Source organism: Mycobacterium scrofulaceum (assembly GCF_001667885.1).
GTDB classification, from domain to species: Bacteria; Actinomycetota; Actinomycetes; order Mycobacteriales; family Mycobacteriaceae; genus Mycobacterium; species Mycobacterium scrofulaceum_C.
Genome location: NZ_LZJW01000004.1, coordinates 1 through 12,083, shown reverse-complemented (window position 1 = coordinate 12,083; position 12,083 = coordinate 1). Strand labels below are relative to the sequence as shown.

The following is a 12,083-nucleotide window of genomic DNA, read 5'->3' as shown; positions in this document are numbered from 1 at the left end:
CAGATCGCCCGGCTCAGCCAGCTGTGGTTCGACGCCCTGACCGGCATCTGCACCCACGTGCGGCGCGGCGGCGGCGGCCTGACCCCCTCCGACATCGCCCCCGCCCGGCTCACCCAACACCAAATCGACCAACTGCAAAAGCAATACGACATCGCCGACATCTTGCCGCTCACCGCACTGCAAGAAGGGCTGCTCTTCCACGCCGGCACCGGTCGGGGTGTCGATGACCTGTACGCGATGCAACTCGACATCGTCGTCGCCGGCCCCCTCGACCCGCGCCGGCTGCAGGACGCCGTCCAAACCGTCATGAGCCGCCACCCGCACCTCGCGGCACGATTCTGCCAACGTTTCGACCAGCCCGTGCAAATCATTCCGGCCGACCCCTCTGCGGCATGGCGGTCCGAGACCGTCGAACGCGAAGATCTGATCCACGAGATTTGCGCCCATGAACGGGCGGCCGTCTGCGACCTCACCGGCGAGCCCCCCTTTCGGGTGGCCGTGCTCCGCGCCGGCGACAGCCGGTACCGAATGGTGTTGACGTTTCACCACATCGTGCTCGACGGTTGGTCGCTCCCCATCGTGCTACAAGAGATCTTCGCCCTCTACCAGGGTCAGCAGCTGCCCGCGGCGACACCCTACCGCCGGTTCATCACCTGGCTCGCCGAGCGCGACCTCGACTCCGCCCGCACCGCCTGGCAAGAGACGCTCACGGGTTTGGAAGCCCCCACCCTCGTCGGGCCACCGGCCCGACTACAGGCCGGCGCCAAGAGCACCAGTTCGTTCGTGCTGTCCGAGCGAGACACGCTGGCGCTGCAGGAGCTGGCGCGCGCCAGTCACACCACCGTCAGCACCGTGCTGCAGGCGGCGTGGGCCCAACTGCTGATGGGACTGACCGGCCAGCGCGACGCGGTCTTCGGCACCGCCGTCTCGGGAAGGCCCGTCGAGATACCGGGCGCGGAGGCGATGGTCGGCCTGCTGATCAACACCGTGCCGGTGCGCGCACAGATCTCCACAACCACCACCACCGCCGACCTGCTCCACCAACTGCACGACGCCCACAACCACACCCTCGACCACCAACACTTGGCGCTCAACGAGATTCACCGCGCCACCGGTCACGACCACCTGTTCGACACCCTGTTCGTCTACGAGAACTACCCCGTCGACACCACCGCCCTGCTCAATGTCGACGGATTGACCGTCCTCGAGTTCACTGGCCGCGAATCTAACCACTACCCCCTGACCCTGCAGGCCACACCGGGGCCGCGCCTCGGCTTCCGCATCGAGTACGACACCGATGTGTTCGACGCGGACACCATTGGCACACTGACCAATCGGCTGCAGCGCGTCATGTTGACGATGACCGCCGATCCGCGGCTCCCGTTGTCGGCGATGGACCTCCTCGACCCCGACGAGCGTGACCGCCTCGACAACATGGGCAATCGGGCGGCTCTGACCGGGCTCGAACCCGCACCGGTGTCGATCCCGGAATTGTTCGCCGCTCACGTGGCCCGCTCTCCGCACGCCGTGGCCATCAGGGACGTGGACCGGTCGCTGACTTACCGCGAACTCGACGAGGCGTCGAATCACCTGGCGCACCTGATATCCGGCTGTGGGGCGGGCCCCGGGGAATGCGTGGTGCTGCTGCTGGAGCGCTCCGCCGAGGCCGTCATCGCCATGCTTGCGGTGCTCAAGGCCGGGGCGGCATACCTCGCGATCGACCCAGCGCTGCCCGACGAGCGGATCGGATTCATGTTGAGCGACGCAGCGCCCGCGCTCGCGATCACCACCACCGCGCTGCGCCCACGGCTGACCGGGCGCCCACTGACCGTCGTCGACATCACCGACGACCGCAGGACGGCCCAGCCGCGATCCGCGCTCCCGACGCCGGCAGCCGATGACATCGCCTATCTCATCTACACGTCGGGCACCACCGGTGTGCCGAAAGGTGTTGCGATAAGCCATCGCAACGTGGCGCACTTGGTCGAGTCGGCGTCGACCCACCTCCCCGCCGACCAGGTATGGACGCAGTGTCACTCCTACGCGTTCGACTTCTCCGTCTGGGAGACCTGGGCCGCGTTGCTCGGCGGCGGCCGGCTGGTGGTGGTGCCCGACCAGGTGACCGCCTCACCGAACGACTTCCACGCACTGCTCGTCGCCGAACAGGTGACCGTGCTCACCCAGACGCCGTCGGCCGCCGCGGCGCTTCCCCGGCACGGCTTGGATTCGGTCGCGCTGCTGCTCGGTGGTGAGGCATGCCCGGCGGAGCTGGTAGACCGGTGGGCGCCCGGGCGCGTGGTGATCAACGCCTACGGCCCGACCGAAACGACGGTGTACGCGACGTTAAGTGCCCCGCTGACACCGGGTTCGGGGGCGGTACCGATCGGAGCACCGGTCTCCACGGCGGCGCTGTTCGTCCTGGACGACTGGCTGCGCCCGGTCGCACCCGGAATGGTCGGCGAACTGTATGTGGCCGGCCGCGGCGTCGGCGTCGGTTATCTGGGCCGGGCGGCCCTGACCGCGGCCCGATTCGTGGCCAGCCCGTTCGGCAACCCGGGAACCCGAATGTATCGGACCGGCGACCTGGTGCGCTGGCGCTCTGATGGCCAGCTCGACTACCTCGGGCGGGCCGACGAGCAGGTCAAGGTTCGTGGCTACCGCATCGAGCTCGCCGAGATCCAGGCCGCCCTGGCCGCGATCGAGGGTGTCGAACAGGCGGCCGTCATCGTCCGCGAAGACCGCCCCGGCGACAAGCGTCTTGTCGGCTACGTCGTCGAAAGTGATTCCGGGACAGTCCATCCCGCCGCGGCGCGCGTCGCGCTCGCCGGACGCCTGCCCGGCCATATGGTTCCGGCGGCGGTCGTGGTCTTGCAGGCGCTGCCGCTGACGGTCAACGGCAAGCTCGACACCCGCGCCCTGCCCGCGCCGGAGTACAGGGATCGCGGTCGGTACCGCGCCCCGGCCACGCCGGTCGAGGAGATCCTGGCCGGCACCTACGCCCAGGTTCTGGGCGCCGAGCGGGTGGGCGTTGACGATTCGTTCTTCGACCTGGGTGGCGATTCGCTATCGGCCATGCGGTTGATCGCCGCCATCAACACCGGCCTCGACACGGATCTTGCCGTGCACGCGTTGTTCGACGCACCCACGATCGCGCAACTGGCGCCCCTTCTCGACGGCGAGGTGCGCCACCGCGAGCCGTTGACCGCGGGCCACCGCCCCGCGGTGATTCCGCTCTCGTTCACCCAGAACCGGCTGTGGGTTCTCGACCAGTTACAAGGCCCCTCAGGGGTTTACCACCTGGCGGTGGCATTGAGGCTGCGCTGTGAACTCGATGCCGAGGTGCTGGGCGCGGCGCTCGCCGACGTGGTCGCCCGGCATGAAAGCTTGCGCACGATATTCCCCGCGCCCGACGGACTTCCCCAACAACTCATCGTTCCCGCCGCCCGGGCGGATTTCGGCTGGGATGTCATCGACGCATCCGGATGGGCGTCGGCACGGCTCGATGAGGCGATCGACGAAACGGCGCGGCATCCGTTTGGTTTGGATACCGAGATACCGCTGCGGGTGAAGCTGTTTCGGGTCGGCGCCGACGAGCACGTGTTGGTCGGCGTCGTGCACCACATCGCCTTTGACGGCTGGTCACTAGCGCCGTTGGTCCGCGATCTCGGCGCGGCCTACCGGGCGCGGCGGCAGGAACTCGCTCCCGAGTGGGCCCCGCTGCCCGTGCAATACGTCGATTACACGTTATGGCAACGGGCGCAGTTCGGTGCGCTCGACGATGCCAACAGCCGGATCGTCGAACAGCTGAAATATTGGGAAGACGCCCTGGCCGGCATGCCCGAACGGTTGGAGTTGCCAACGGATCGGCCCTACCCTTCGGTGGCCGATCAGCATGGCGACAGCGTAATCGTGGACTGGCCCGCCGAATTGCAGCAGCGCATCCGCGACGTGGCCCGCGCGCACAACGCGACGAGCTTCATGGTGGTCCAGGCCGCCCTGGCGGTATTGTTGGCGCGGCTCAGCGCGACACCCGATGTGGCCGTGGCATTCCCGATCGCCGGGCGAGGTGATCCCGCGCTCGACGACCTGGTGGGGTTCTTCGTCAACACCTTGGTGCTGCGGGTGAATGTGGCCGGAGACCCGACCGTTGCCGAATTGCTGGACCAAGTTCGTCGGCGCAGCCTGCTGGCCTTTGAGCATCAGGACGTGCCATTTGAGGTTCTGGTCGAACGGCTCAAGCCCACCCGCTCCAGGAGCCATCATCCGCTGGCCCAGGTGGCGTTGGCGTGGCAGAACCTGCCCGGCCACACGAGCGACCCCGTCGCCGGACTGGAGTTGGGCGACCTGCAGGTCACCCAAGTGCCACTCGACACCCGTACCGCGCGGATGGATTTGACGTTCTCGCTGTCCGAGCACTGGGCAGACGACGCGCCGGCGGGCATCCGTGGCAGCGTCGAATTCCGCACCGATGTGTTCGCGCCCGAGACCATCAGCACCCTTGTCGAGCGGTTCCAGCGGCTGCTTCGCGCGATGACCGCCGACCCGCAGGCCAGGTTGTCGTCGATCGATCTGCTGGACGCACAGGAGCACGCCCTTCTGGATGACGCGTCCAATCGGGCGATGCTGGACCGGCCCGCCCCTGCGGCGGTCTCGATTCCGGCATTGTTTGCCACCCACGTGACGCGGAACCCTGATGCGATCGCGATCACCGATGGGACCCGGAGCTGCACCTACCGCGAACTCGACGCCGCCTCGAACCGGCTGGCGCACCGGCTGATCGGTCGGGGCGCGGGCCCCGGCGAGTGCGTCGCGCTGCTGTTCTCCCGTAGCGCCGAGGCCATCGCGGCGATGCTGGCGGTGCTCAAGACGGGGGCGGCCTACCTGCCGATCGACCCGGCGGTTCCGGATTCCCGGATCACATTCATGCTCGGCGACGCCGAGCCGATCGCCGCCGTCACCACCGCCGATCTCCGACCACGCTTCACCGGGTATGACCTGGCGGTCCTCGATGTCAGCGACGCCGACGTCGGCGACCACCCGAGCACCGTGCTACCCGCGCCCGGCCCCGACGACATCGCCTACCTGATCTATACCTCCGGAACCACCGGCGTACCGAAATGCGTTGCGATCAGCCACCACAACGTGACGCAGCTGCTGGGATCCCTGGATGGCGGGTTGCCGCACCCGGGCGTCTGGCCGCAGTGTCATTCGCTGTCCTTCGACGTCTCGGTGTGGGAGATCTTCGGTCCGCTTTTGCGAGGTGGGCGAGTGGTGGTGGTGCCCGAGGACGTCACAACATCACCGACCGACTTCCACGATGTACTTGTCACCGAACGAGTCGATGTGCTCACACAAACGCCCTCCGCCGCAGCGGTGTTGTCGCCGAAGGGTTTGGAGTCGGCGGCGCTGGTCGTCGTCGGTGAGGCGTGCGCCGCCGATGTGGTCGACCTGTGGGCGCCGGGGCGGGTGATGATCAACGCTTACGGCCCGACCGAGACGACGATGTGCGTCGCGATCAGCGCGCCGTTGACGGCGGGGTGCGGGGTGGTGCCCATCGGTATGCCGGTGTCCGGGGCGGCATTGTTCGTCCTCGACGAGTCCCTGCGTCAAGTGCCGTTCGGGGTGGTCGGCGAGTTGTATGTCGCCGGCCACGGCGTGGGTATCGGGTATCTGCGGCGGGCGGGGCTGACCGCGTCGCGATTCGTGGCCTGCCCGTTCGGGGGCCATGGGACGCGCATGTACCGCACCGGGGATCTGGTGCGCTGGGGCGCCGACGGACAACTGCACTACCTCGGCCGCGCCGACGAGCAGGTCAAGATCCGCGGGTACCGGATCGAGCTCGGCGAAATCCATTCCGCACTAAGCGGACTCGACGGCGTCGAGCACGCTGCGGTCGTCGCCCGCGAGGACCATCCGGGCGACAAGCGCCTGGTCGCCTACATCACCGGAACCGCCGACCCCATCGAAGTGCGTGCCGCGCTGGCGGAGCGGCTGCCCGGCTTCATGGTGCCCGCCGGTGTCGTGGTGCTCGATGCCCTGCCGACCACGATCAACGGGAAACTCGACGCCCGCGCCCTGCCGGCGCCCGACTATCAAGCCACCGACAACTACCGCGCACCGTCGGACGCCATCGAGGAGATCTTGGCCGGCATCTTCGCCGAGGTGCTACGACTTGACCGCGTCGGCGTGGATGACGCTTTCTTCGACCTTGGCGGCGACAGCATCTCGTCGATGCAGGTCGTCGCCCGGGCCCGCGCGGCCGGTGTCATATGCCGCCCGCGAGACATCTTCGTCGAACAGACGGTGGCACGGCTGGCCCGCGTCGCCCAGATCAGCGACGGCATGGGCGTTGCGGTCGACGCGGGCACCGGGCCGGTGGTGCCCACCCCGATCATGCACTGGCTGCGGGACATCGAAGGCCCCGTCGATCAGTTCAATCAGACGATGGTGATAGAAGCGCCCCAGGGTGCCTCGCGGCCCGACGTTGTCGCGCTCCTGCAATCGCTGCTCGATCACCACCCGATGCTGCGGCTCCGCGTCGACAACGGCGACGCCGGCGAGTGGTCGTTGAGCGTGCCCGCGGCGGGTGCGGTCGACGCTGAGAGCTGTCTGCTCACCGTCGATGCGTTGACCGACGATGCGGTGGCGACCGCCCGGTCACGGCTCAACCCCGCCGCCGGGGCAATGCTCAGCGCGCTCTGGGTGACCACCACCGGACAGCTGGTGCTGATCATCCACCACCTGGCGGTCGACGCCGTATCCTGGCGAATCCTCCTGGAAGACCTCAACATCGGCTGGGCCCAACGCCTGAGCGGCCAACCGGTCACACTCCCGTTGGGCGGCACATCATTCCAGCGCTGGGCGGCACTGCTGGCCGAGCATGCCCACCATCCCGCGGTTGTCGACCGAGCCGACGCCTGGCACCAGTCGGTGCGCGCCCACACCACCCTGCCCCCGCCGAGAACCGAGACTGACACCTACGCCGCCGCCGGCCATCTCACGCTCTCCCTGGACGCCGAAACCACCCGCGTTCTGCTCGGCGAGGTGCCCGCCGCCTTTCACGCCGGCGTGCAAGACATTCTGCTGATCGCGTTCGCGCTGGCGTGGGGTGAGTTCTCAGGCGCCGACGAGGCAACGCCGATCGCGATCGACGTCGAAGGCCACGGTCGCTACGAGGATCTCGCCGCCGACGTGGACCTCTCGCGCACCATCGGCTGGTTTACCACCAAATACCCGGTGACGCTACCGGTCGCCGGGCCGCGGTGGCCGCAACTCGTGGCCGGTGACACCGCAACGGGGGCGTTCGTCAAGCGCGCCAAGGAAGACCTTCGGGCCCTGCCCGACGGCCTGACCTACGGTCTGCTGCGCTACCTCAACGCCGAGGTTGCACTGGCTGGCCCCGACCCGGCTATCGGGTTCAACTACTTCGGGCGACTGCACGGGACCGACGCGCCCGGCGATCTCTGGCGGGTCAGCAAGGACGGTCTTGCGGTCACCACCTTCGCCAGCGCGGTGCCGATGCCGCTCGCACACACCCTGGAGCTCAACGCGGGCGCCGTCGACACGGGCGCCGGGCTCCACTTGCGGGCCGAATGGACCTGGGCGCCTTCAGTGCTCGATGAAGAGCAGATCCGCCGGCTCAATCAACTCTGGTTCGACGCCCTCACCGGCATCTGCGCCCACGTCCGGCGCGGCGGCGGCGGACTCACCCCCTCGGACATCGCACCCGCGCGTCTCAACCAGCACCAGATCGACCAATTGCAGCAGCGGTTCCCGATCGCCGACATCCTGCCGCTCACCCCGCTGCAGCAGGGGTTGCTGTTCCACGCGGCTGCCCAGAACAGCGACGGCGACCTGTACTCGATGCAGCTCGACATCACGATCTCCGGCCCGCTCGACGTGGATCGCCTCCACGGCGCGGCGAACACAGTCGTCAGCCGGCACCCCAACCTGGCCGCCCGGTTCTGCACTCAATTCGACCAGCCGGTGCAGCTCATCCCCGCCGAACCCCAAATACCTTGGCAGTACCTAGAACTCGATGCCGACGAGGAGTTGCAGCACATCTGTGCCGCCGAGCGCACCGCGGTGTGTGACCTAAAGGGGTCGCCCGCTTTTCGAGTTGCCCTGATCCGCACCGCACCCGAACGGTACCGGGTGGTGTTGACCAACCACCACATCGTCCTGGATGGCTGGTCACTGCCCGTGCTCCTACAAGAGATCTTCGCCTGCTACTACGGCCAGCGGTTACCGGCGGCCGTTCCGTATCGCCGGTTTGTCGACTGGCTCGCCGATCGTGACCTCGACGCCGCGGAGCGGGCCTGGCGCGAGGTGCTCGCCGGTTTCCATACTCCGACTCTGGTCGCACCGCCGGGCGGCCCGACGCTGGGATCCCGAGGTCTCGCGTCGGCTCGCGTGCCCGAAAGCACCACGCAGGCCGTGAACGAACTGGCCCGCTCCTGTCACACCACCGTCAACACGGTGCTGCAGGGCGCGTGGGCGCAGGTGTTGATGTCGATGACGGGCCGGCGCGACGTCGTATTCGGCGCGGCGGTATCGGGCCGGCCGATCGATGTGGTCGGCGCGGAAACGATGGTGGGCCTGATGATCAACACCGTGCCCGTCCGAGCCACCATCACCCCGGACACCACCATCGCCGACCTGCTCGGTCAACTGCACACCGCTTACGAACGCACCCTGGACCACCAACATCTGGCGCTCAAGGAGATTCACCGCCTCACCGGAGTCGACCAGCTTTTCGACACGCTGTTCGTGTTCGAGAACTACCCGATCGATACGACGGCGCTGGCGCACACCAACGGCCTGGCAATCACCGACCTGACCGGCACCGAATCCAGCCACTACCCGCTGACCATGCAAGCCCGCCCCGACCGCGAATTGGTTCTTCGCGTCGAATACGACAGCCACGTCTTCGACGCCGAGGCCATTGAATCTCTGATCGACCGCTTCCAGCGCGCGTTGGTGGCCATGACCACTGACCTAGGGGGATGACCTTGACCACCAATCCGACGCGGAGATTGTTGTCCATCGACCTGCTCAATGAGATTGAGCACGCGCACCTGGACGACTGGAGCAACCGCGCCGTGTTGACCCAGTCCGCGACGCGGGTATCGATTCCGGAACTCTTCTCCACTCAAGTGTCGCGGACCCCCGATGCGGCGGCCGTGACCTTCGAGGGACGTTCGATGACCTACCGCGAGCTCGATGAGGCCGCTAATCGGTTGGCGCATTTGCTGATCGACCATGGTGCGCGCCCGGGTGCGTGTGTCGCACTGCTGTTTCCCCGGTGCGCCGAGGGGATCTGCGCGATCCTGGCGGTCCTCAAGACCGGAGCGGCGTATCTGCCGATCGACCCCATGCATCCGCGTTCCCGCATCGAGTTCATGCTCACCGATTCGACCCCGATCGCCGTCGTGACGACCGCGGACATGCGGTCGCGACTGGACGGATGCGGCCTGACCGTGGTCGATACCGCTGACCCTCGCATCGGCACTCAACCCGACACCGCCCTGCCCTTCCCGGCACCCGACGACATGGCCCACATCGTCTACACCTCCGGTACCACCGGTGTCCCGAAAGGTGTTGCGGTTACTCATCACAACGTCACTCAACTGTTCGCCTCGCTGGACATTGGGATTCCGTTGGGCCCGGAACAGGTGTGGACGCAGTTCCATTCCTACGCGTTCGACTTTTCGGTGTGGGAGATCTGGGCCGCGCTGCTGTTCGGCGGGCGGCTGGTGGTGGTGCCCGAGTCGGTCGCGCGATCGCCGGGCGACTTTCACGACCTACTGGTGAAAGAGCAAGTCCGTGTGCTGACGCAAACCCCGTCAGCGGTAAGCGGCCTATCCCCCGAGGGGCTGGACTCCACGGCGTTGGTCATCGGCGCCGAAGCTTGTCCTCCCGCGCTGGTGGACCTCTGGGCACCCGGCCGGATCATGACCAACGTCTACGGCCCGACCGAAACCACGATGTGGGCGTCCAAGAGCGCCCCGCTGCTGCCCGGCTCGGGCTCACCACCCATCGGATCACCGATCACGGGAGCCGCGTTCTTCGTCCTCGACGAGTTGCTGTGCCCCGTGATGCCCAAGGTGGTCGGCGAGCTGTATATCGCCGGCCGCGGTGTCGGGCTTGGCTATTGGCGCCGGGCCGGACTGTCCGCTTCGCGGTTCGTGGCATGTCCGTTCGGTCCACCCGGAACGCGCATGTATCGCACCGGGGATCTGGTGCGCTGGCGGCCCGACGGACAACTCGACTACCTCGGACGCGCCGACGAGCAGGTGAAGATCCGCGGGTATCGCATCGAACTCGGCGAAATCCGCGCCGCCCTGAGCGAACTTCCCGGTGTTGGACAGGCCGCGGTGATCGCCCGTGAGGACCGGCCCGGTGACCGGCGGCTCGTGGGTTATCTCACCGAAACCGCCGCCGGCGCAGTCGATCCCGCCGCCGCGCGGGAGGCGCTGGCCGGGCGGCTGCCCGGTTACATGGTTCCGGCGGCCATCGTCGTCTTGCAGGCGCTGCCGCTGACGGTCAACGGCAAACTCGACACCCGCGCCCTGCCGGCGCCGGAATACACCAACGGCCAGCGGTACCGCGCTCCCAAGGATCCCACCCAGGACATCCTCGCCGGCATCTATGCCCACGTCCTGGGTCTCGATCGCGTCGGGGTCGATGACTCCTTCTTCGACCTCGGCGGCGACTCGGTTTCCGCGATGCGTGTGATCGCGGCGATCGGAACCGATCTGGCCACGGACTTGTCGATGCAAACACTGTTCGACGCGCCAACGGTCGCCCAGCTGGCCGCACACATCGGCGGTGATGACCGGCGCGTCGAGTCCCTTGTGACCCTTGAGCGGCCCGAGGTCATTCCGCTCTCGTTCGCCCAGAGCCGGCTTTGGTTTCTCGACCAATTGCACGGGCCGTCAGCGGTTTACAACCTATCGGTGGCGTTGCGTTTGCGGGGAACGCTGGATCTGGCCGCGTTGCGGTTGGCCGTGGACGACGTCATCGGCCGTCACGAATCGCTGCGCACGGTGTTCCCCGACGTCGACGGGGTGCCATTTCAGCGCGTGCTGCCGGAGAGCTGCGCCGGTGCCGTAGAGGTCACCGACGCCGCCGGGTGGCCCCCGGGCGCGCTTCACGAGGCCATCGACGCCGTGGCGCGGCGCACGTTCGACCTGAGGGCCGAGATCCCCTTCCGCGTGCAGCTTTTCCGCATCGGTGACGACGACCACGTGCTCGTGGGCGTGGTACACCACATCGCCGCTGATGGCTGGTCGATCACCCCCCTCGTGGGTGACCTGAATGTCGCGTACGCCAGCCGGTGCAGCGGCAAAGCCCCCGACTGGCCCGAATTGCCGGTGCAGTATGCGGATTACGCGGTATGGCAGCGAGCGCAGTTCGGTGATCTCGATGATGGCGGCAGTCGCATCGCCGCGCAGTTGGCGTATTGGGAGGATGCGCTGGCGGGGATGCCGGAGCGGTTGGAGTTGCCGACGGATCGGCCGTATCCGGCGGTGGCCGATCAGCGTGGGGCGACGGTGGCGGTGGAGTGGCCGGCGGAGTTGCAGCAGCGGGTGCGCGCGCTGGCCCGGGAGTGCAACGCGACGAGTTTCATGGTGGTCCAGGCGGCGTTGGCGGTGTTGCTGTCGCGCCTGAGCGGGAGTTCGGATGTGCCGGTGGGCTTCCCGATCGCAGGACGACGCGACTCAGCGCTCGACGGGCTGGTGGGGTTCTTCGTCAACACCCTGGTCCTGCGCGTGGACGTGGCGGGTGATCCGACCGTCAGCGAGTTGCTCGGCGAGGTGCGGCGGCACAGCCTCGCCGCCTATGACCACCAAGACGTGCCGTTTGAGGTGTTGGTCGAGCGGCTCAACCCGGCGCGGTCGCTGAGCCATCATCCGTTGGTGCAGGTGATGTTGGCCTGGCAGAACCTGCCCGGCACCGGCGCTGATTCGGGGTTGGCGTTGGGGGATTTGCGGGTGTCCCAGCTGCCGATCGCCACCCATACCGCCCGGATGGATTTGACGTTCAATGTGGCCGAGCGCTTCACCGATGACGTTGAGCCG

1 pseudogene is annotated in these 12,083 nt (G+C 67.6%); it reads left to right on the top strand.

Annotation, left to right across the window (positions count from 1 at the left end):
• A pseudogene (locus A5681_RS27340) lies at positions 1-12,083 on the top strand (amino acid adenylation domain-containing protein); the annotation flags it as partial.